19 protein-coding genes are annotated in these 20,843 nt (G+C 67.6%); 8 read left to right on the top strand and 11 right to left on the bottom strand.

Going from position 1 to position 20,843, the window contains the following annotated elements; genetic code table 11:
• Positions 1–18: 18 nt before the first annotated feature.
• The 10 genes from ACIA8G_RS40645 to ACIA8G_RS40690 all read right to left on the bottom strand — a co-directional run bounded on the left by ACIA8G_RS40645 (position 19) and on the right by ACIA8G_RS40690 (position 10,260).
• Positions 19–1,221: a DUF222 domain-containing protein gene (locus tag ACIA8G_RS40645; RefSeq protein ID WP_396424125.1), complete on the bottom strand. Its 1,203-nt coding sequence runs from the start codon at positions 1,219–1,221 to the stop codon at positions 19–21.
• A gap of 490 nt (positions 1,222–1,711) precedes the next feature.
• Entirely contained in the window at positions 1,712–2,542 is an 831-nt protein-coding gene (locus ACIA8G_RS40650; RefSeq protein ID WP_396424127.1) for an amidohydrolase family protein, read from the bottom strand.
• Positions 2,539–3,495 (bottom strand): aldo/keto reductase, encoded by a 957-nt coding sequence (locus ACIA8G_RS40655; protein WP_396424128.1) that lies wholly within the window; start codon positions 3,493–3,495, stop codon positions 2,539–2,541. The genes ACIA8G_RS40650 and ACIA8G_RS40655 overlap by 4 nt, the downstream gene beginning before the upstream one ends.
• A complete protein-coding gene (locus tag ACIA8G_RS40660) occupies positions 3,492–3,803 on the bottom strand; it encodes an L-rhamnose mutarotase (protein ID WP_396424130.1) in 312 nt (103 codons plus the stop codon). Before ACIA8G_RS40660 ends, ACIA8G_RS40655 begins: the two co-directional genes overlap by 4 nt.
• A gap of 3 nt (positions 3,804–3,806) precedes the next feature.
• Positions 3,807–4,823: an ABC transporter permease gene (locus ACIA8G_RS40665; protein WP_396424131.1), complete on the bottom strand. Its 1,017-nt coding sequence runs from the start codon at positions 4,821–4,823 to the stop codon at positions 3,807–3,809.
• On the bottom strand, positions 4,820–6,295 hold the full coding sequence (locus ACIA8G_RS40670; RefSeq protein WP_396424132.1) for a sugar ABC transporter ATP-binding protein: 1,476 nt from the start codon (positions 6,293–6,295) through the stop codon (positions 4,820–4,822). The genes ACIA8G_RS40665 and ACIA8G_RS40670 overlap by 4 nt, the downstream gene beginning before the upstream one ends.
• The gene (locus tag ACIA8G_RS40675; protein ID WP_396424133.1) at positions 6,295–7,329 is read right to left on the bottom strand and encodes a sugar ABC transporter substrate-binding protein; all 1,035 of its coding nucleotides are present in this window, start codon (positions 7,327–7,329) and stop codon (positions 6,295–6,297) included. The genes ACIA8G_RS40670 and ACIA8G_RS40675 overlap by 1 nt, the downstream gene beginning before the upstream one ends.
• Positions 7,330–7,346: 17 nt before the next feature.
• Entirely contained in the window at positions 7,347–8,099 is a 753-nt protein-coding gene (locus ACIA8G_RS40680) for an SDR family NAD(P)-dependent oxidoreductase (protein ID WP_396424134.1), read from the bottom strand.
• Positions 8,092–9,402: an enolase C-terminal domain-like protein gene (locus tag ACIA8G_RS40685; RefSeq protein ID WP_396424135.1), complete on the bottom strand. Its 1,311-nt coding sequence runs from the start codon at positions 9,400–9,402 to the stop codon at positions 8,092–8,094. The genes ACIA8G_RS40680 and ACIA8G_RS40685 overlap by 8 nt, the downstream gene beginning before the upstream one ends.
• Before the next feature lie 3 nt (positions 9,403–9,405).
• Entirely contained in the window at positions 9,406–10,260 is an 855-nt protein-coding gene (locus tag ACIA8G_RS40690; protein ID WP_396424136.1) for a fumarylacetoacetate hydrolase family protein, read from the bottom strand.
• Between the two features lie 383 nt (positions 10,261–10,643).
• On the opposite strand from ACIA8G_RS40690, the gene ACIA8G_RS40695 reads away from it, so the two are divergent.
• From ACIA8G_RS40695 to ACIA8G_RS40720, 6 genes are all read left to right on the top strand, one after another.
• Complete coding sequence (locus ACIA8G_RS40695) at positions 10,644–13,190, top strand: S8 family serine peptidase (protein WP_396424137.1); 2,547 nt, start codon at positions 10,644–10,646, stop codon at positions 13,188–13,190.
• Positions 13,191–13,241: 51 nt separating this feature from the next.
• Positions 13,242–14,159, top strand: a complete 918-nt coding sequence (locus tag ACIA8G_RS40700; protein ID WP_396424138.1) for an N-acetylglucosamine kinase — start codon at positions 13,242–13,244, stop codon at positions 14,157–14,159.
• Positions 14,160–14,226: 67 nt separating this feature from the next.
• Complete coding sequence (locus ACIA8G_RS40705) at positions 14,227–14,754, top strand: YbaB/EbfC family nucleoid-associated protein (protein WP_396424139.1); 528 nt, start codon at positions 14,227–14,229, stop codon at positions 14,752–14,754.
• Positions 14,754–15,080, top strand: coding sequence for a hypothetical protein (locus tag ACIA8G_RS40710; protein WP_396424140.1), 327 nt, complete (start codon positions 14,754–14,756; stop codon positions 15,078–15,080). Before ACIA8G_RS40705 ends, ACIA8G_RS40710 begins: the two co-directional genes overlap by 1 nt.
• Positions 15,077–16,333, top strand: coding sequence for a hypothetical protein (locus tag ACIA8G_RS40715; RefSeq protein ID WP_396424141.1), 1,257 nt, complete (start codon positions 15,077–15,079; stop codon positions 16,331–16,333). Before ACIA8G_RS40710 ends, ACIA8G_RS40715 begins: the two co-directional genes overlap by 4 nt.
• Positions 16,330–17,514 carry a hypothetical protein gene (locus tag ACIA8G_RS40720; protein WP_396424142.1) on the top strand — a complete coding sequence of 395 codons (1,185 nt, stop codon included), beginning with the start codon at positions 16,330–16,332 and terminating at the stop codon, positions 17,512–17,514. Before ACIA8G_RS40715 ends, ACIA8G_RS40720 begins: the two co-directional genes overlap by 4 nt.
• A 1-nt stretch (position 17,515) precedes the next feature.
• Here ACIA8G_RS40720 and ACIA8G_RS40725 read toward each other — a convergent pair whose 3' ends face one another.
• Positions 17,516–18,160 (bottom strand): DUF3159 domain-containing protein, encoded by a 645-nt coding sequence (locus tag ACIA8G_RS40725; RefSeq protein WP_396424143.1) that lies wholly within the window; start codon positions 18,158–18,160, stop codon positions 17,516–17,518.
• A gap of 126 nt (positions 18,161–18,286) precedes the next feature.
• Between ACIA8G_RS40725 and ACIA8G_RS40730 the strand changes: the two genes are divergently transcribed.
• Together ACIA8G_RS40730 and ACIA8G_RS40735 are read left to right on the top strand one after the other, a co-directional pair.
• Entirely contained in the window at positions 18,287–19,498 is a 1,212-nt protein-coding gene (locus ACIA8G_RS40730; RefSeq protein ID WP_396424145.1) for an ROK family protein, read from the top strand.
• 16 nt (positions 19,499–19,514) lie between these two features.
• Positions 19,515–20,843: an extracellular solute-binding protein gene (locus ACIA8G_RS40735; RefSeq protein ID WP_396424146.1), complete on the top strand. Its 1,329-nt coding sequence runs from the start codon at positions 19,515–19,517 to the stop codon at positions 20,841–20,843.

Here is a 20,843-nt window from a genome sequence, read left to right on the forward strand (position 1 = left end):
CACAGGTGGAAGTCGGACCTAGACGGTGTGGAGGAGGTTGCGTCTGGGTTTTCGCTCCGGGTCCAACCACCGGGGCCGGGTGAACATCGGAATCCCTGCCACCATCGTCACTTCCCACTCGCTCCGATGTAGGAGCCTGTGATGCAGGCGGCAAACCAGCACGGCGTTGTCGACAGAGGTGTCCCCTCCGTCTGCCCAGCTGCGCACATGGTGGGCGTCACAGTGTCTGGGCGGCCGGCCGCATCCGGGAAAGGCACAACCGCGATCTCTGGCGACCAGCAGGCGACGGATCGCGGCGGGGAAGGTGCGGGTCTTGCGGCCGATGTCCATCGCCTCCGACCGCCCACCCAGCACCACCGGAATCACCCCCGCATTGCACGCGAGCTGACGCACCTCGGCGGCACGAATCCGTTCGCGGCTGTCCAGCATCGCCGCACCCACCTCACGAACCAGATCCTCATACGCCATCGTGACCGTCAGGGTGACCGGCTCGCCGCCGTGTTCGGGCAGCAGGTCGGCGCGCAGCAGCAGGTCGACCAGCTCCGCGAACGCATCACCCTCACGCTCGGGCCGCGACCGCAGATCAGGACCTTCGTCAGCCGTTTCGGGGCGAGGCTTGGCCAGCGGGTCGATCATCGCCTCGAACTTGGCCCCAGCGACCTCGTCCAGCTTCGCCCACACCTCCAGCTGATCCCCGGCCCACCGCGTCCGCAACTCGTTGTGCGGCCGTTTCGCCTCGGGCTCACGCGGCTCCGGATCATTCTGAAACAGCCGGTACGCCAACTCTTTGCCGAACGACCGCACTGCCGCAGGCTCGTGCTCACGCGCGTACTCGACCACAGACTTCTCGGCCTCGGCGGGCAGGACTTTCATCACCTCGGCGACCACCGTGATGTGCTCGCCGGACAACACGCCCTCCGCCACCACCTCACCGGTGACCGGGAGTGCGGGGTCGAGCCGGGCACCGGTCGGCGTCAGCTCCCCGGTCAACGACAACGCCCGCGCCAACCACTGCCTGGCGGTCGTCAGATCCCACCGCACCGCATGCCGCAACACCTGAGCCAGGTTCTTGTACCCCAACTCCGCCGCCGCACCACGCCGCTCCAACTCGGCGATCTGACACATCATCACGTGCTCCCGAACCCGAATCTCCGCCACCTCCGAGACAACGCTGCGCAGCAGCGAGTCGGTAGCGAGAAGACCTAGGTCGGGTTCGTTCACATGTTCGATCCTATCGCAAGATCACCACAAAACAGCACGTCACAGCCTTCCCGATCGGGTGAACCACCCAAGATCGAGTGCCAAGGCCGAAGCCGAAGGCGAGGCGTCCTTCCCATACAAATCCGGTGGGGTGGTCCCGTCACGAGTCGTGCCGGTGCACTCGCCGCGCCTGAGGGGATGGGTCAACTCGGACACGCTTTTCGTCCGAGTTGACCCATCCCCTCAGGTGTGGCTCGCTCCAGCGCGACTCGTGACGGGACCACCCCACACACCCCGCAACCCACCTACGCAGCCGCAAGCCGCCGTAAGCAACAGGCGTGCCATCAACCCGCAGACGGCGCTGGCCGGTCCTTGATCAGATTGGCGGGGTCTGGGGCAGCGCCCCAGAAAGGGAAGCACGCAACCGCAACAGCCGCACGCAACCGCACCACAGGCCCGCAGCCGGAACCCGCAATCGCAACCGGACCACCTACGAACACGGGACCAGCGCTCAAAGCGAGTAAACCCGCCGAGCCGTCCCAGAAAAGATCTCAGCCTGCTCATCAGCCGACAACTCCGAAACCAACTCCCGAGCAGCCCCCAACCACTCCTCAAAAGAAGCCGCCAACAGACACACCGGCCAGTCCGAGCCGAACATCAACCGCGACGGCCCGAACGCGTCCAGCACGACCTCGAAGTACGGCCGCAGCAGTTCAACGTCCCACGACTTCCAGTCGGCCTCGGTGACCAGACCGGACAGCTTGCACGTCACGTTCTCGTGCGCGGCCAAAGACCGCACCAGCTCAGCCCATTCACCAGGATCAGACCCGATCGCGGGCTTCGAGCAGTGGTCCACCACGAACGAAACGTTTCCCAAGGCCGCCACGGTCTTGCGCGCGGCCGGCAGCTGGCTCGGCAACGTCAGCAGCTCGTAGATCAGCCCGGCAGCACCGACCTGAGCGAGCCCGTGCCAGACGTCCTTGCGGCACAACCACTCCGGATCCGGCTCACCCTGGACCTGATGCCGGATCCCCCGCAGCCAGGAGCCGTTGGGGCTGTCCAGCAACGACGCCAGTGCATCGCCGACCGAAGCAGAGGTCAGGTCGGTCCAGCCCACCACCGCGCCAACGACGTCGGAAGAAGCCGCCACCGCGAGGAACTCCGGCGTCTCCTCGGGCACGCACACCGTCTGCACCAGCACAGAAGCAGAAACAGATGGCGCGGCAGCGATGAAGTCCGGCTCCAGGAACGACCGCCGGATCACGCCCATCGGCGGATCGGTGATCCAGTCCTGGTCCCGCACGGAGAGGTCCCACAGGTGGTGGTGAGCGTCGACGATCACGGGGTGGGCACCTCCGAACCCAGCAGGTTCAACGATTTCAGCTCGTCCCACAGCTCGCCGGGGATCGGCTTGTCGAACGCGGCCGCGTTGGCGTTCATCTGCTCCGCCGTCCGCGAGCCGATCACCACCGACACCACGGCGGGATGACCCAAAGCGAACTGGATCGCGACCTCGGGCAACGTGACGCCGTGCCGCCCGCACACCTCAGCGATCGAGCGAGCCCGCATGACCAGTGCAGCGGGCGCTTCCTCGTAGTTGTACTTCGCATCGGCAGCCACCGAAGGCTTCGACAGCAGGCCGGAGTTGAACACGCCGCACGCCACCACCGAAACGCCGCGCTCAACGCACAGCGGCAGGAACGACGGCAGCGAAGGCTGTTCCAGCAGCGTGTACCGCCCGGCCAGCATCACCACGTCGATGTCGGTCTCGCGGACGAACCGCTCCGGCATCTCCCACTGGTTCATGCCGACGCCGATCGCGCCGACGACGCCCTGCGACCGCAGCTCCTCAAGAGCCGGGTAGGCCTCCTCAAAAGCAACGTCCCAGTAGTCATCCGGATCGTGGAGGTAGACGATCTCCACCCGGTCGGTCCCGAGACGCTCCAAAGAGGACTCGATGGACCGACGGACACCGTCGGCGGAGTAGTCGCGAATCCGGCGGAAGTGCCGCGGCACCGCGAAGCCCTCGTCGTCGAGCCCGGAGCCGTCGAACGGCTCCAGCAGCCGCCCGACCTTCGTGGAGATCACGTACTCGTCGCGAAGCCGACCGGCCAGAGCAACGCCGAGACGCCGTTCCGACAACCCGAGCCCGTAGTGCGGCGCGGTGTCGAAGTAGCGGACACCGGTCTGCCAGGCGGCCTCGACCGCACCGAAAGCCTCCTCGTCGGAGACCTCCCGGTACAGGTTGCCGATCGGCGCGGCGCCGAAGCCCAGACGAGAAACAGCAACCTTCACGGCAGCTCCCACACAAGTCGCACATCGGGTTCGGCACCGGAGTAGTCGTCCTCGACCTCCAGCAGCGCGGCCATCTCAGCCTGCCACGGGATGTTCGCCGGGTGCTCGGCGAGAAACGCCCGCATCGCGCGGTAGTCGTCCACCTCGACCAGGTGGAACAGCTCCCGCCCGCTGCGCCAGATCCGCCACGAGTGCACCCCGGCCTCGCGCAACGCGACATCCAGCTCGACCGGAATCCGAGCGTGAACGCGGTCGTAGTCGGCTTCCCGGCCTTCACGAAGCCGGGTGTGCAGTGCAACGGTCTCCAAGACTCACTCCTGCTTCTGGCCGGTCGCGAACCGCGTCACGATCAGCGCCAGGATGATCACCGCGCCGTACGAGGCCTTGATGTAGAAGCCGGACACGCCCTGCAACCGCAGGATCTGCTCGACCAGGCCGAGCATCAGCACGCCGGACAGCGCACCGAACAGCGTGCCCTTGCCGCCCTGCAACGAGATGCCGCCGATCACCGCGGCCGCGAAGACCTGGAAGATCATGCCCTCGCCCTGCGTCGCGGCGACCGAGCCGAGCCGGCCGGTCATCAGGATGCCCGCGATCACGGCCAGCACCGAACCGATGATCAGGACGATCCACACCACGCGGTCCACCCGGATACCGGCGGCCCGCGCGGCCTCCGAGTTGCCGCCGATCGCGTAGAGCGACCGACCGGCGCGCAGGTACTTCAGCACGAAGATGCCTGCCGCGTAACAGACGATGCAGATCCACACCGCCGCCGGCAGACCCAGCCAGGTCGTGGAACCCAGGTACAGGAACGACTCCGGCACGTCGATCAGCGACTTGCCCTCGGTGATCGCGAGCTGCAGACCGCGCAGCATCGTCAGCATGCCCAGCGTCACCATGAACCCGGACAGTCCGACCTTCAGGATCAGGAACCCGTTCAGGCCACCGATCCCGACACCGATCAGCAGGCACAACGGCAACGCCATCCACGCGGCCAGACCGACGTCGAGCCCACCTGCCGACGCGGGGATGATCAACGCGACCGCCAGCGCCGGTGCGAGGCCGACCGTGGACTCCAGCGAGAGGTCCATCTTGCCGACGATCAGGATCATCGCCTGGCCCAGCACCAGCAACGACAGCTCGCTCTGCTGTGTCAGCACCGCGATCAGGTTGCCGGGCGTCAGGAAGATCGGCGAGAGGATCGCCCCGATGATCAGCAGGAGGATGATCACCGGGACCAGCGCGAGGTCCTGGTACCGCGCGAACTGGAACTTCTGCTTCCCAGGCGGCGTAGGAGCCGAGACCGGCGGAGTCATGGCTTTCGTCATTCCGAGCTCATTCCCTCAATAGCCGCGATGAGTTCCTGATCGCGCCAGCCCCGTGCGAACTCCCGCACGACCTGGCCGTGGAACAGCACCAGAACACGGTCGCAGACCCGGAGGTCGTCGAGCTCGTCCGACACGACGATCGCCGCCTTGCCCCGGCGCGCCTGCGCGTCGACGACCCCGAGCAGCGACTCCTTGGACTTCACGTCGACGCCCGCGGTCGGGTTGATCAGCACCAGCACGGACGGGTCGCCTGCCAGCGCACGCGCCATCACGACCTTCTGCTGGTTGCCGCCGGACAGGTCGGACACCGGCTGGTCCGGCCCCGCCGCCTTCACGTCGTACGACGCGATCGCGGTGCTGCCGGCGGAACGCTGCGCCGACGGCCACACGAAGGCGCCCGCCGTGCTCATCGTCGCGTTCTCCGCGATCGACAGGTCCAGCACGAGCCCCTGGTGGTGGCGATCCCTTGGCACACAGCCGATTCCGGCCCGAAGAGCAGCCGGAACATCGCCGCTGCGCACAGCGGCACCGTTCACCGAGATCGTGCCGACGGACGGCTTGCGCAACCCGTAGACGGTCTCGGCGAACTCGTGCTTGCCCGACGACGCACTGCCGGCGAGCCCGATGACCTCACCGCGCGTCGCCGACAGCGAGATGTCCGAGAAGTGCTCGCCGCTCAACGAGGACACGGTCAGCACAAGATCCTCGGACGACGGCCGGTCGTCGCCGCTCGGCACGTTCAGCCCGCCTGCCTCACCGGTCATCGCCTCGATCAGGTCCGGCTTGGACATCTCGTCGACCGGCGCGGTGACGATGTGCCGCGCGTCGCGATAGACCGTCACCGTCTGGCAGACCTCGTAGACCTCTTGCAGGTGGTGGGAGATGAACAGGAACGTCACTCCCTTGTCCTGCAACGACCTCATCCGGTCGAACAGCCGCTCGATCGCCGGGCCGTCGAGCTGCGCGGTCGGCTCGTCGAGGATCACGAACCGTGAGCCGATCGACAGCGCCCGCGCGATCTCCACGAGCTGCCGCTGCTCGACGGTCAGCGCGGACACGAGTTCGTCCGGGTTCACCGCGACGTCGTAGGTCTCCAGGAGCTCAGCAGCCTGGTGCCGCAGCTTCTTCCAGCTGATCAGGCCGCCGCCGAGGTCCTGCCGGTTGATGAACAGGTTCTCGGCGACGGACAGCTCCGGCACGACCGTCGACTTCTGGTACACGCACGCGACGTGACGACGCCACGCCGCACGATCGGCCACGGCCGGCGCGGGCTCGCCGAAGAAGCTGACCTCGCCCGCGTCCGGCACCTGCATGCCGGTGAGGATGGAGACCAGCGTCGACTTGCCCGCGCCGTTGCGCCCGACGAGCGCGTGCGACTCACCGGCCCGGATCTCGATGCCCACGTCGTCCAACGCGAGCGTCCGCCCGAACCGCTTCGTCACGCCACGCGCGATGGCTGCGAACTCACTCATCAGATCTGGTTGCCCCAGAACGCCTTGTCATCGACGTTCTCCTTGGTGATCAGCGGCGCGGGCAGCTGGTCCTCGAGACGGCCGCCGCCGACGTCGACGATCGTGGAGTCGTGGTCGGTCTTGCCGGGCGAGAACGTCTTCTTCTCCACCGCGGCCTTGGCGTAGAACAGCGCCCACTTCGCGTACAGGTCGGCGGGCTGGGAGACGGTCGCGTCGATCTCACCCTTGCGGATCGCCTCCAGTTCCGACGGGATGCCGTCGTTGGAGACGATGAAGACGTGCTTCGGGTCGGTCGGCGGGACCAGCAGGTTCCGCTGCTTCAACACCTGCAGCGTCGGCGCGAGGAACACGCCGCCGGCCTGCATGTAGATGCCGTTGATGTCCGAGTGCTGGTTCAGGCGGGTCGTGAGGGCGGCGGACGCCTTCGGGCCCTCCCAGTCGGTCGGCTCCTCGAACACCGTGATGCCGGGGAAGTCCTTCTTCATGCAGGCGGCGAACGCCTCGGACCGGTCCCGGCCGTTGACCGACGACAGCGCGCCCTGGAACTCGATGACCTTGCCCTTGCCACCGAGCTTCTCGCCCAGGAACTTGCAGGCCTTCTCGCCGTACGCCTTGTTGTCCGCGCGCACGACCATGTAAGTCTTGCCCTTGTCCGGACGGGTGTCGACGGTGACGACCGGGATGCCCGCCTTGTCCAGCCGGTCCAAAGTGGACGCGATGGCGCCGGTGTCCTGGGGCGCCATCACGATCGCCTTGGCGCCCTGCGACTGCAGCGACTGGGCGTTCGCGACCAGCGTCTCCACCTTGTTCTGCGAGTTGGTGGGGTTCAGCAGGTTGATGCCGAGTTCCTTGGCCTTGTCCGGGAAGTACTTGATGTACGAGTTCCAGAAGTCGGAGTCGGCGCGCGGGTGGTCGGCACCGATCGGGCCGACGCCTCCGGCCCCGGACCCGCTGGCCCCGCTGCCACAAGCGGTCAATGTGAGTGCACCGGCGAGCGCGAGGCACACCGCGGCGGTGAGGTTGCGACGCTTCATCGTTGTATGGCCTTTCATCACTGCTGCTTGGGGCGCAAGCGCAACCCGTACATGCCACCGTCGACAGCCAGGATGGTGCCTGCGGTGGAACCGGACAGCGGGCTCGCCAGGTAGGCGACGGCTCCCGCGACCTCGTCGGCGGAGACAAGTCGCCCGTGCGGCTGACGTGCCTCCAGTGCGGCCCGTTCGGCTGCCGGATCCGGCGCCGAGTCGAGCAGGCGGCCCACCCACGGGGTGTCCGCCGTGCCGGGGGCGACCGCGTTGACGCGAATGCCTTCGCGCACGTGGTCGGCGGCCATCGCGAGCGTCAGCGAGTACACCGCGCCCTTGCTGGCCGAGTAGAGAGCGCGCTGCGGGAGCCCGGCCCAGGCAGCGATGGAGCAGGTGTTCACGATCGCCGCGGACGGCGAGTTCCTCAGGTGCGGCAACGCGGCCCGCGACACGCGGACCATGCCGAGCACGTTGACGTTCAGGACCTTCGACCACTCCTCGTCGGAGTTGGCCGCCACGTCGCCCTGCGCGCCGATGCCCGCGTTGTTCACCACGACGTCGAGGCGGCCGAACCGCTGCACGACCTCGTCGATCGCGGCCTTCACGCTCTCGTCGTCCGACACGTCCGCGCGGATGCCGACGAGCGGGTCCTTCACGTCCGGGTTCAGGTCCAGCGCCACGACCGTCGCCCCGCGCGACGACAGCAGGTTCGCCGTCGCGAGGCCGATGCCGGACGCGCCGCCCGTGACAACGGCGACAAGGCCTTCGAAGTCAGTCACTCTCGCCCTCCAATGCCGTCCACACCGGACCCTCCGGGTACAGGTAGTCGGACAGCGTCTCGTCTTTGAGCTGAGCGGAGAATCCCGGCGCGGCGGGTGCCAGGTAACGGCCGTTCTCGACGACGGCCGGGTCCAGGAAGTGCTCGTGCAGGTGGTCGACCCACTCGATCACGCGCTCGCCGACCTCGCCGGAGACGGCGACGTAGTCGAAGAACGACAGGTGCCTGACCAGCTCGCAGAGCCCGACACCGCCGGCGTGCGGGCACACCGGGATCTCGAACTTCCTGGCCAGCAACAGGATCGCGAGGTTCTCGTTCACACCGGCCACCCGGCAGGCGTCGAGCTGCAGCACGTCGATCGCGCCGGCCTGCAGGAGCTGCTTGAAGATCACGCGGTTCTGCACGTGCTCGCCGGTGGCGACCCGGATCGGGGCCAGCGCGTCCGCGATCGCGCGGTGCGCCAGCACGTCGTCCGGTGAGGTCGGCTCCTCGATCCAATACGGGTTGTAGGGCGCGAGCTCACGCATCCAGCGCACCGCCGTGTCGACGTCCCAGCGCTGGTTCGCGTCCACCGCCACGCGCACCTCGTCGCCGACGACCTCGCGGGCGAGCTTCATCCTGCGCACGTCGTCGTCGAGGCTGCCGCCGACCTTGAGCTTGATCATGTCGAAGCCGTCGGCGAGTGCCTGCCGCGCGAGCCCGGCGAGCTTCTCGTCGGAGTAGCCGAGCCAGCCGGGTGACGTCGTGTAGGCCGGATATCCGTCGCGGGCAATGGTCTCCGCACGTTCGGCCTTGCCGTGCTCGACCTTGCGCAGGATCTGCAGCGCTTCGTCGGGCGTCAGCGCATCGGAGAGGTAGCGGAAGTCGACGAGGCTGACGATCTCCTCGGGCGTCATCTGGGCGAGGAACCGCCAGACGGGTAACCCGGCGCGGCGGGCGGCGAGGTCCCACGCGGCGTTGACCACCGCGCCGATCGCCATGTGCGCGACGCCCTTCTCCGGGCCGAGCCAGCGGATCTGCGAGTCGCCGATCAGCTCGAAGTACAGCTCTGCCAGCGCTTTCGCGTTCTCCGGCACGTCCTTGCCGACGACGTGCGGTGCCAGCGCCTTGATGCCGGCGGCCTGCACGTCGTTGCCGCGGCCGATGGTGAACGCGAGCCCGTGGCCCTCCGGTCCCTCGTCGGTCCGCAGCACCACGTACGCGGCGCTGTAGTCCGGGTCCGGGTTCATCGCGTCGGACCCGTCCAGCTCACGCGACGTGGGGAACCGGATGTCCAGCACGTCCAGTGCGGTGATCTTGGGCATGGTTCAGGCCTGCCCCAGGGTCTGCCGCTGCTTCCCGAGGCCCTCGATCTCCAGCTCGACGACGTCACCGGCGCGCAGGTACGGCTTGGGCTCCGGCTGGCCGAGAGCGACACCAGCGGGTGTACCTGTGTTGATGACGTCACCCGGTCGAAGGACAAGGAACTGGCTCAGGTAGCGCACGATCTCCGCCACCGGGAAGATCATGTTCTTGGTTGACGAGTTCTGCTTGAGCTCGCCGTTCACCCAGAGCCGCATCTCCAGGCTCTGCGGGTCCGCGATCTCGTCGGCAGGGACCAGGAAGGGGCCGAGCGGGTTGAACGTCTCGCAGTTCTTGCCCTTGTCCCACGTCCCGCCGCGCTCGATCTGGAACTCCCGCTCAGAGACGTCGTGCGAGAGCACGTACGCCCCGATGCAGCTCAGAGCGTCCTCTTCGGACTCGAGGTAGCGAGCGGTGCGCCCGATGACGACGCCGAGCTCGACCTCCCAGTCGGTCTTCACCGACCGGCGCGGGACGAGCACCTCGTCGTACGGGCCGACGATCGTGTCCGGCGTCTTGAGGAACATCACCGGCTCGCCGGGGATGGCGGCGCCGGTCTCCTCCGCGTGGTCGCGGTAGTTGAGGCCGATGCAGATGACCTTGCCCGGATGCGCCAGCGGCGGCCCGACCCGCAGTCCTTCGACGTTCAGGACCTCCAGCTCGCCGGCTTCGAGCGCCTGCCTGGTGCGTGCCACGCCGTCGTTCGCGAGGAACGCGCCGTCGATGTCCGGGGTGATCGGCAGGAGGTCGTATGTGGTCCCGTCGTCGACCTTCACTGCGGGACGTTCGTCGCCGACCGGCCCGAGGCGCAGAAGCTGCACGGCCGTTCCTCCTCTAGTCACACCGCACGAAATACATCGGATGTATAGCTCCGCAAGGGCACGTTCGTCTAGGTCTCGGCGTGAAGTCGTCCGATGACTAGGAGGAATTGATCATGAGGCTGGTAGCAGCATCACTCCTGGTGAGCGCACTGCTCGCACCCTCCGAACCCGCCGAGCGTGTAACCGTTTTCGTCGAGCTGACCTCGGCCGCAGCCGTCGATGCGCGGTCTGTTTCACAGGCCCGTTCAGCCAGGGACCAGACCTCCGAGCACGCATCTCGGGTCGTCTCCCGGTCCGGAGGCCGGGAAGTGGCGCGCACCACGAACGCCGTGCCGGGCGTCGTGCTGTCGGTGGAAAAGTCTCGGATGTCTGCTTTGTCGAGCATGGCTGAGGTGCGCGCGGTGCACCGGATGGTGCCGAAAAAGCTCACGAACGCGCACGCCGTCCGCCTCACCCGGACCGCCGAGGCGTGGAAGTCGTTCGGGCGGTTCGGCGACGGTGTGAAGGTCGGGGTGATCGACACCGGCATCGACTACCGGCACGCGGACTTCGGCGGCGGCTCCTACCCGAACGCCAAGGTCGTCGGCGGCCACGACTTCGCCGGCGACGCGTACACCGGGAAGCCCGGATCGCTGCCGGAGCCGGACGCCGACCCGCTCGACTGCGAGGGCCACGGCACGCACGTAGCCGGGACCGCGGCCGGGTTCGGCGTGAACGCGGACGGCACGACCTACCGCGGTTCGTACGCGGACGTCGATCTCGACGCCATGAAGATCGGGCCGGGAACGGCGCCGCGCGCGTTGCTCTACGCGTTGAAGGTCTTCGGCTGCGACGGCGGAACGGAACTGACCGCGAAGGCACTGGACTGGGCGCTCGACCCGAACGGCGACGGCGACTTCGCCGACCGGCTCGACGTGGTGAACCTGTCGCTGGGCACCGACTTCGGGGCGTCGGACGACCCGGACGCGCTGTTCGTGCGCAAGCTCGTGGAGCACGGAGTGGCCGTGGTCGCGGCGGCGGGCAACGGTGGCGACTTCTACGACGTGGGCGGCTCACCCGCCAACGCGCCGGACGCGATCTCGGTGGCGAACAGCCGGGACGCGTTCTCGATGCTGGACGGCCTCGAGGCGCAGGGCAAGCAGTGGGCCGGGCAGTACAGCGTCAACTACAAGGGGCCGATCGACCTCTCACTGCCCGTGGTGCGGCTCTCGTCCAATGTGGACGGCTGCAAGCCGATCACGGAGGCCCTGGCCGGGAAGATCGTCTGGCTGGAGTGGGACGACAACGACGCCACGCGCGCCTGCGGTTCCGGCGGGCGCACCGACAACGCGTGGAAGGCCGGAGCTGCCGGCGTGCTGCTGCCGACCACATTGCCGGTGTTCGCCGCGGGGATTGCGGGCAACGCGCACATTCCGGCGTTCCAGCTCACGGCAGCTGCTTCCAAAGCCCTGCGGCCTGCGCTGGAAGCAGGGACGTTGGCCGTGCGCATGACTTCCGCCTTGAAGCTCGCGGTGCCGTCGCTGGAGCCGGCGATCGCGGACACGATCACGCCTTCGTCCTCGCGATCCCGCTCGTCGATCGCGGTGGCCGCGCCAGGTGACACGATCTTCTCAGCGGCTGCCGGGACAGCCTCCGACGGCGCCTCGCTGGGCGGTACCTCGATGGCCACGCCACACGTGGCCGGCATCGCCGCCTTGCTGCGCGAGGTACATCCACAGTGGACTGTCCCGGAGCTCAAGGCAGCGCTGATGAACACCGCTTCGGGCGTGGTGCGATCCGCTGACGGCGTGCGCGAGGCCCCGATGCGGGTCGGTGCGGGCCGGGTGGACGGGCTCGCGGCGTTGTCCGCGGACGTGCTGGCCGTGGGTGACGCGTCGTTCGGCACGGTCGAGGTCGGCGGTCCGGTGCTGACCGGCCGAACGATCCGCCTGGTCAACAAGGGCACGGAGACCGTCCGCCTGCACGCGCGGTACGAACCGATCACCGCGGTGCAGGGCGTGTCCTTCCAGGTAGCGACGCCGCACGTGGTGCTGCCGCCGGGCGGGTCGGCGTCGGTAGCCGTGCAGCTGCGAATCGCGAACCCGGCGGCGTTGCGCAAGACACCAGATCCGACGGTGGACCTGACCGATGGACGGCAGTTCCTGGCGGAGGCGTCCGGCCTGCTGATGTTCACCGGCGACCGTTCGCTGCGCGTGCCCGTGTACGCGGCGCCGAAGCCGGTCTCGCGTCTGACCGTGGCAGGCGGCAAGGTCGCCGGGCGAGGCCTTGATCAGCAGGATTACTTTTCCAGGATGACCGTGCTGCAGCTCGGCGCCCGCTCGGACCGCCTGCCGGACTGCGGCCCCGACCTCCAGACCGACTGCGCGATCAACCGCACCGCCCGCGGCGCCGATCTCCGTTACGTGGGCGCGACGGCGACCCCAGACCTGCTGGCGTTCGGCGTCGCGACGTGGGACACGTGGGTGAACCTCGGCAGCAACATCCAGCCGGAGGTGCGTTTCTCGGTGGGCGGCAAGAAGTTCGTGACCAAGGCCGTGAAGCCGACCAACGCCGACGACGACGTGATCGCCGACATCTGGCTTGCACGCACCACCGACGTGGAGTCGGACGAGGTCATCGACGAGCAGCCGTTGAACGGCCTGGACGGCTCGTTCGACACGAACGTGTTCGACAGCGACGTCGTGGTGCTGCCGGTCTCGCGGTCAGTGCTGCCGTCCGGCCCCGTGACCTACGCCGTCGGCGTGCACAGTCCCTACACCGCACCCGGCGACCCCGACAGGCTGGTCGACGTTGCTCCTTCTGCCGTCTTCTCCTACGAATTGGTCGTCCCGTCACTGTCCACTGTGGTCCATCCGGGTGATCAAGTTCCTTCTGGATCGTTGGTGTTGTTCCACCACAACGCAACCGGTAACCGTGCGCTAGCGCGGTGATACCCGGTTGGGCGTGCCTTAGCTGAGCGTCTCTCGGCATACTCGGTCTTTATGGATCTGGTGGTCGGACTCGACGCGGGTGGCACGTCCACGAGGGCTTTGGTGCTGGATCTGGACGGCGCCCGCCTGGGCCAGGGCCTGGCGGGCGGCGCGAACCCGAACTCGCACCCGCCCACGGTCGCCGCCACCCACATCGGCGAGGCCCTGGCAGAAGCCCTGGACGGCCTGGACACCCGCAAGGTCCGCTCCGGCGTCCTGGGCATGGCCGGCGCCTCGCGGATGTCGGACCCCACCGTCGCCACGCACTTCCAGGAGGCCTGGGAACGCGCGGGCCTGCAGTGCCCGATGCGCGTGATCACCGACTGCGAGGCGGCGTTCGCCACCGGCACCTCCTCCCCCGACGGCACGGTTCTGGTGGCGGGCACCGGTTCCATCGCCGGCCGGATCGCGGGCCACCGCATGGTCGCCCAGGCAGGCGGCTACGGCTGGCTGATCGGCGACGACGGCTCGGCGTTCTGGCTGGGCCGCGAGGCGGTGCGCGCGACGTTGCGGTTGCTCGATCTGGGCGCACCCCTGGAAGGCCTGGCCACCGCCGTGCTGACGGCCGCCGGTGCGCGGGGTCGCGCCCAGCTGATCAACGCGGTCAACTCCGCGCCGCCGATCAAGCTGGCGCAGTTCGCCCCGCTGGTCAGTTCCGCCTATCACCACGGTGATCCGGAAGCGCTGGCGATCGTTGCCTCGGCGGCGCGGTTGCTCGCCGACACCGCGTCCGCTGTTCGCTCGCCCTCTGATACTTCGCCGATCGTGCTGGTCGGCAGCCTGATCAAGACTCCTGTTGGGATCCATCTGAAGCAGGAGCTGATCACTCGCTGCAATGCTCAGGTGATCATGGCTACGGAGGGGGCGGCTGGGGCGGCCTGGTTGGCGGCTGTTGACGTGCTCGGGCCCACGGCGCCGCGGCCTGTTTAGCCGTTCGACAGGTTTCTCGTTGTAGCTCTCGGTAACGTCCCCTTCACGCACTTTGCTTGGGGGGAACGTGACCGATCCGAATCAGCTGCTCGCGGATTACGAGCAGCGCACCGCCGAGCTGCGCGAACGCGCCGAGGAAGCCAAGTCCAAGATCGCCGAGCTGACCGGTTCGGCCACGAGTTCCGATGGCGCGGTGACGGTGAGCGTCGGCGCTGGCGGGGCTTTGTTGAGTCTGTCGTTCGGGTCTAAGGCTGATGAGTTGCCGAAGGAGCGCCTGGCGGCGTTGGTGATGGCCACGGCTAAGCGGGCGCAGGCTCAGGCCGTGGGGCAGATCGCCGCGATCATGGCGCCGGTGATCGGGGAGAACAGCGACGCGATGCGGTTCCTGCAGGAGCAGGTCCCGCCCGTCGAGGTTCCCGACGAAGAGGCCTATGCACCCGCGCCACAGCAGCAGTTCGTGGTGAACGAGGAACAGCGCGACGAGGCAGCGACCCGGCCCTCACCGCCGCCACCACCTGTGCGCCGTGCTCCGGCCGCGGACGACGACACCGACTTCGACCAGCGCTCGCTCTTCAAGAAGGACGGTGGTTGGTGATGTCCGGCTTCAAGGTCGATCTCGCGGTGCTCGAAGCCCACGAGCGTGAGCTGAAGGCCCTCATCGCCGGCCTTCCCTCCGCAGCCGAAGCCGGCTCCGACTACATCGGCAACCCACAGGCGTGGGGCATCGTCGGCATGTTCTTCGCCGAGGTCATGCAGCGCTGGACGAATGACGCGAACGAGTACGTCGATGCCGTGAAGGCAGCCGGTGATGACGTGGTCGAGCGCTTCGGGGGGATGCGCCAGACCTACGCCGAGCAGGAAGAAGCGATGGGTCAGGTGTTCAAGAAGCTGCGTGAGGACCTGGACGGGGTGCAGCCGTGAGCGACGAAGCACCGAACCCGCTCAACGCGACCGAGCAGTTCGACCCGATGAGCCTGGCGCAGAAGTCGAACTTCGACAGCCCGACCCAGGCCTGGGACGCGGCGGGCATCTTCAGCAGCTCCGCGAACCTGATCTACGACGGCATCAAGGGCGACTGGGGCGCGATGGCCGGCGACCTGGCGGCGTTCGGCATGGACCTGCTCGGGTTCGTCACCAACCCGATGGGCAGCCTCCTGTCAGCGGGCATCGGCTGGCTGATCGAGCACATCGGGTTCCTCAAGGAGGGCCTCGACCTGCTGGCGGGCGACCCCGACGCGGTGAACGCGATGGCGCTGACGTGGAGCAACATCGCCAAGCGCATGCAGGAGACCGCCGACAAGTACTCCGGCACGCTGAGCTCGCTCAGCGAGTCTCAAGGTGCCGCGGTCGACGGCTACCGCAAGGCCGTGCAGGACTTCTCGAACGTCGTCGCGGGAGGCGCGAGCCACGCCACCTCGGCTGCCTCCGCCATGACGGTCGCTGCCTCTGCTGTGGGTGTCGTCCGCGGAGCGGTGCGGGATGCGATCGCGAGCTTCGTCTCCAACGCGATCATCAAGTTCGCGGCGGCCAGTGCGCTGACGCCGATCACCTTCGGTGCCTCGCAGGCCGCGTTCATCGCGGACACCGTGGTGCAGGGCACGATCACTGCGGGCAAGAACGCCAAGAAGATCAGCAAGGTCGTCAAGCAGCTCGAGAAGGTCGCGGACGACGCCAAGAGGTCGCGGGACATGGTCAAGGGCACCACTCGTAACCTCAGGTCGAGCGTGAAGCAGTACAACCAGGACGCCGCGAAGCACGCCCAGCAGGCGCTGCACATGGCGAAGAAGGCGCAGGCGGGCAAGCTCGACGCGAAGGACGTCGACAAGCTCAAGGAACTCGGCCAGCGGGGCGACAAGCTCGACAAGGACTACAGCAAGGTCAAGGCGGACCTCGGCGACAACGTCAACCACAACCTCCGCGACAACCTGGGCCTCGGCGACCGCCGGCTCGACACCGCGGCCGGCATGTTCGACGGCGGGATCACTCCCAAGATCGGCGGGAAGGAGTTCCCCGAGATCGCTCTGCCGAAGTACCCGAAGATCCTCGGCAACGCGATGGCACAGGAGTGGAGCGACCAGTCCCACCGAGAGACCGATGCCCAGGTGAAGCAGGACGAGCGGAACAAGGAGTGGCGCGAGTACTGGGAGGAGCAGCGCAAGGTGGGCGAACTGTGATCGAGCGGTTCCTCCGCCGGACAGCCGGTCTGGCGCTGATCGCGTTCGCCGCTGTCCTCGCACTGGTCGTCGCCACCCGCCTGGCCGGATGGGAGAACACCCTCGCCGGCCGGAAGTCCGTCCAGCCGACCAGTCTCGACGAACTGGCCGCCGGAGCCGTCGCGTTCTGGGTGATCACCATCGTCGGCCTCTGCTGGCACCGCCGCCGATTGCCGATGTGGCGGGTCTGGGCTCGCTGGGCAGCCTTCCCCGGCGTGTTCATGGCGGTCTTCCACAGCGTGCAGATCGCCGGCGATCATGATCGACCGATCGGGTGGGCGATCGGAGCAGGCCTGATCGTGGTGTGCTGGGCCTTGAGCGAGTTGGTCGTGCTGGTCACCACTCGCCCGGTCACGTCCTCGTTGGCCCGGTCGAAGCTGGAGATTCCGTTCCCCACCAGGGGGTTGAAAGCCCGGCTTTGCGTGCGCGAGGACCGACTGGTGCTGGACAGCCTGGCGTCACGCCGAAAGCGGTCTCGTGATGTGGTCGCGGTCCCGTGGACGGCAATGCGCTCGATCGAACTCGTGCAGATCGAGCAGGAGATGGTCTGTCAGGTGATCATCTACACCGACGGCGACGTGGGGAAGCCGCGCACGTTCGACGTACCGCCCGGTCCCGCCCTGCACGTCATCGGCACTGCCCGCGAACTGCTGATTCCGGTGACCGAGAAGGTCGGCGCGGAAGCGCTTGCGATGGTGCAGACGCGTTCGGCAGGTGTCGAGCTGGTCGAGAGGCCGCTCTGGTCGAGCAACCGTCGAGCGAGGAAGCAGCGTGACCAGCCCCGTGCGGCGCAGTCGGAGTACCGGACCGACAGCCGCCCGTACATCCTGTGCCTGGTGGGTGCGTTCCTGCTCATGCCGCTCTACATGCTGACGATGATCACGTTGTCGCTGGTCACAGGCTCGCCGGAGCTGCAGGAGGATTGGGGCACCACTGGCGGGCTGGACAAGGGGGCTCAGGTGGTCGTCGCCGGACTCGGCCTCGTCGCAGTCGGCTTCTGCTATCTCGCATACCGCTTCTGCTTCAAGAACTTCCTGGAGTTCATGGAGACCCAGGACCGGATCGAGGCGTTCCCCGAACCGCCGCCCCCGCCGCCCAAGACCGGCACGGCTCCCGGCTCCAGCAAGAAGAAAAAGCGCTGACCTAAGCAGCCTCCGGCACCTGCGGATGCCGGAACCCGGGATGATCAGCAGGCAGAGCCCGCTTCAACAACCACCCCGACACCAGAATGCAGACGATCTGCAACGGCCAAGACAACACAGCCCGAACCGTGGCCAGCCACAAAACCTGAGCATCGAGCCACAACGGCGTGAAGACAGCGACCCGCAGCACGTACTGCCCAACCCAGGCCCAAGAGGCCAAGGAGTAGGCCCGCAGCAACGCAGGATCGCGCCGCCACCGAGTCTTCTGCCCCAAAAGCGTCCCCACCACCACGCCGAGCAACGGCCAGCGGATGGCGATCGACCCGGTCCACGCCAGCGCCGAGGCGACGTTGGACAGCAGCTGGATGAGGAAGAAGTCCTCGACGCGGCCCGTGTAGAGGGCGACCAGGGCGGCGGCCACGACCAGCAGGACGGACAGGATCACCGCGCGGGGCCTCTCGCCGCGGACGAACCGCACTGCGGCGATCACCAGGCCGCACAGGACAGCCGCCACCGCGCCCGCGCCGATCGAATGGCCCCAGATCAGCCACCCCGCGACGAACGCCAGCGGGGGCAAAGAGGCGTCGAGGGCGCCGCCTCGGCCTCCGAGCAGTGATGCGAGCGACTCCTGGCGCACGTCGGTCATGGTTCCAGGGTGCCTTAGGCGAACCTAAGTCAGGTAACGGACCCATATCGGGGATTGACCACGGTGAACCAGGTCACTACCGTCTGCGGAAATCGTCTGGAAAGTTAACAGACAGGAGCGGACCTAATGCGTGCCGGAAGCCCACGACTGCTGCGGGAGATCAACGACCGCGCTGCGATCGAGGCTTTGCTGCGCAACGGCCCGCTGACCAGGTCGGAGTTGGAAGGCCTGATCGGTCTCTCCAAGCCGGCGACCGCACAGCTGCTCACGAGGCTGGAATCCGCCGACACCGTGGTCCGCAACGGACTGCGCGGCGGAGGACGCGGGCCGCGTGCCCAGCTGTGGTCGGTCAACGGGGCGCTTGCGCACATCGCGGCGATCGACCTCACCCCCGAGACGGTCGACATCGCCATCGCGGACATCTCCGGTGCCGTGCTCACCGAGCACAAGGCGCCGATGCCCGCGAAGCACGGTGTGCTGGAGGCGTTCGTGAGCGCGGTCGGCAAAGCTTGCGGGCAGGCAGGCCTGAGCCCCGACCAGCTGCTGCACGTCGTGGTGGGCTGTCCTGGCGCGGTGAATCCCGCGAACGGCGAGCTCGCCTACGCGCCACATCTGCCTGGCTGGAGCGGTTTCGACATGCCCGGCCGGTTGCGCGCGCAGCTCGCGACCTCGGTGAGCGTCGAGAACGACGTCAACCTCGTCGCGCTGGAGGAGATGGTCGCCGGACGGGCCACCGAGGTGCGCGACTTCGTCGTCATCTGGCCCGCCGACCTCGTCGGTGCCGCTGTCGTGATCAACGGGGTGCTGCTGCGCGGCGCCTCCGGTGGCGCGGGCGAGATCGACGGGCTGATGATCCCCGACCGCGCGGCCGCCGACACCGACACGGACCGCTCCGGCGGCACGTTCGGGGAGCTGCTCAGCAACACGTCGATCTGCAAGCTCGCCAGGGCTCACGGGCTCGCCGCGCGCAACGGCCACGGGGCCGTGCGCAAGGCGCTGGCCGCGGGACCGGCGGGCAGGGAGTTCATGGGTGATCTCGCCAGGCGCATCGCCACGGGCGTGGCTAGCGTCGTCGCGGTGCTCGACCCGGAACTCATCCTCCTGTCCGGCGACATCGCCCAGGCAGGTGGAACCACGCTCAACGATCTCGTTGCCGCGGAACTGCGGCAACTGGTGGTGCCGAGGACGCCCATCCAACTGGCTCTGGTGACCGGGAAGCCGGTGCGCAGCGGCGCACTGCACTCGGCACTGGCTGTTGCACGCGAGACGGTGTTCGGCCTGCCGGCAGCCACCACTGCTCCATTCCGCGGCCCTGTAGTCGCCGGGTCCCCACGTTGATCGAGAAGGAGTGCACATGCGCAAGCACACCCGTGCTGCCTTGCTCTGTGTCGCCGCAGCGCTGACCCTCACCGCATGTGCGGCGGGCAAGGGCGGCGGTTCCACTGATGGTGCCGCCGCGGCTCCCGGTAAGGACGACAAGCTGACGCTCACGGTCTGGAGCAACTACTCCGACCGCGAGTACGAAGAGGTCACCAAGGCCCTCAAGACGTTCAACAAGAAGTTCCCGAACATCGAGATCAAGCACGAGGGCTCGCAGGACGACGACAAGATCACCGCGGGTATCCGCTCGGGCAACACGCCGGACGTCGCGCTGTCGTTCACGACCGACAACATCGGCCAGTTCTGCTCCTCCGGCGCGTTCCAGCCGCTGAAGGCGTACCTCGACCGGGACAAGGTCGACCTGAACCAGCTGTCCCCGGCGGTGCAGAAGTACACCGAGTACAAGGGCAACCGCTGCGCGATGCCCATGCTCACCGACGTCTACGCCATGTACTACAACAAGGACATGCTGTCGACGGCCGGCATCACGACGCCGCCGAAGACGATGGACGAGCTGTACGACGCGGCCGTGAAGGCGACGAAGAAGGCCGCGAACGGCGACATCGAGGTGGCGGGTTACCTGCCCACGATGGGCTTCTACGCCAACCGCCCGACCATCCTGGCGCCGTCCTACGACGCCGCGTGGGAAACCGCTGACGGCAAGTCTGCGCTCGCCTCCTCGCCGGGCTGGACCGAGATGATGAAGTTCCAGAAGAAGCTCGTGGACTTCTACGGCTTCGACGCGCTCGAGCGCTTCCGCGCCGGTCTCGGCCAGGAGTACTCCGCCGACCACGCGTTCCACCAGGGCAAGATCGCGATCATGATGGACGGTGAGTACCGCACCGCCTTCCTCAAGGCCCAGGCGCCGCAGATCAAGTTCGGCACCGCTCCGTTCCCGACGCTGAAGGCCGACCAGTACGGCACCGCGTTCACCACGGGCACGATCATGGGCATCCCGAAGGGCGCCAAGAACCCCGGCGCCGCGTGGGAGCTGATCAAGCACCTGACGTTCGACACCGACACGATCGTCGACCTGTCCAACGCCATCAAGAACGTCCCGAGCACCAAGGCCGCCATGGAGAGCTCCAAGCTCGAGGTGGACGAGCAGTTCAAGACGTTCATCGACCTGGCCAAGAGCGACAAGCTCAAGGGCAACCCGGTCACCCCGATCGGTGACGCGCACATCAAGGCTGTCACCGACTTCTCGGTCTCCTACCAGTCCGGCAAGGTCCCGGACCTGGCAGCCGGGCTGAAGGAAGTCGACAAGAACATCGACGACCAGATCGCCAAGAGCGGCAAGTAG

Origin of the sequence: Lentzea sp. NPDC051213 (assembly GCF_044455585.1) — a bacterium.
Taxonomy (GTDB): domain Bacteria; phylum Actinomycetota; class Actinomycetes; order Mycobacteriales; family Pseudonocardiaceae; genus Lentzea.

What these genes read in the sequence shown, in the direction of transcription:
- ACIA8G_RS40670 (WP_396424132.1), bottom strand. Translation starts at nt 6,295, where the DNA reads ATGAGTGAGTTCGCAGCCATCGCGCGTGGCGTGACGAAGCGGTTCGGG.
- ACIA8G_RS40665 (WP_396424131.1), bottom strand. Translation starts at nt 4,823, where the DNA reads ATGACGAAAGCCATGACTCCGCCGGTCTCGGCTCCTACGCCGCCTGGG.
- ACIA8G_RS40700 (WP_396424138.1), top strand. Translation starts at nt 13,242, where the DNA reads ATGGATCTGGTGGTCGGACTCGACGCGGGTGGCACGTCCACGAGGGCT.
- ACIA8G_RS40685 (WP_396424135.1), bottom strand. Translation starts at nt 9,402, where the DNA reads ATGCCCAAGATCACCGCACTGGACGTGCTGGACATCCGGTTCCCCACG.
- ACIA8G_RS40725 (WP_396424143.1), bottom strand. Translation starts at nt 18,160, where the DNA reads ATGACCGACGTGCGCCAGGAGTCGCTCGCATCACTGCTCGGAGGCCGA.
- ACIA8G_RS40695 (WP_396424137.1), top strand. Translation starts at nt 10,644, where the DNA reads ATGGCTGAGGTGCGCGCGGTGCACCGGATGGTGCCGAAAAAGCTCACG.
- ACIA8G_RS40710 (WP_396424140.1), top strand. Translation starts at nt 14,754, where the DNA reads ATGTCCGGCTTCAAGGTCGATCTCGCGGTGCTCGAAGCCCACGAGCGT.
- ACIA8G_RS40735 (WP_396424146.1), top strand. Translation starts at nt 19,515, where the DNA reads ATGCGCAAGCACACCCGTGCTGCCTTGCTCTGTGTCGCCGCAGCGCTG.
- ACIA8G_RS40675 (WP_396424133.1), bottom strand. Translation starts at nt 7,329, where the DNA reads ATGAAGCGTCGCAACCTCACCGCCGCGGTGTGCCTCGCGCTCGCCGGT.
- ACIA8G_RS40730 (WP_396424145.1), top strand. Translation starts at nt 18,287, where the DNA reads ATGCGTGCCGGAAGCCCACGACTGCTGCGGGAGATCAACGACCGCGCT.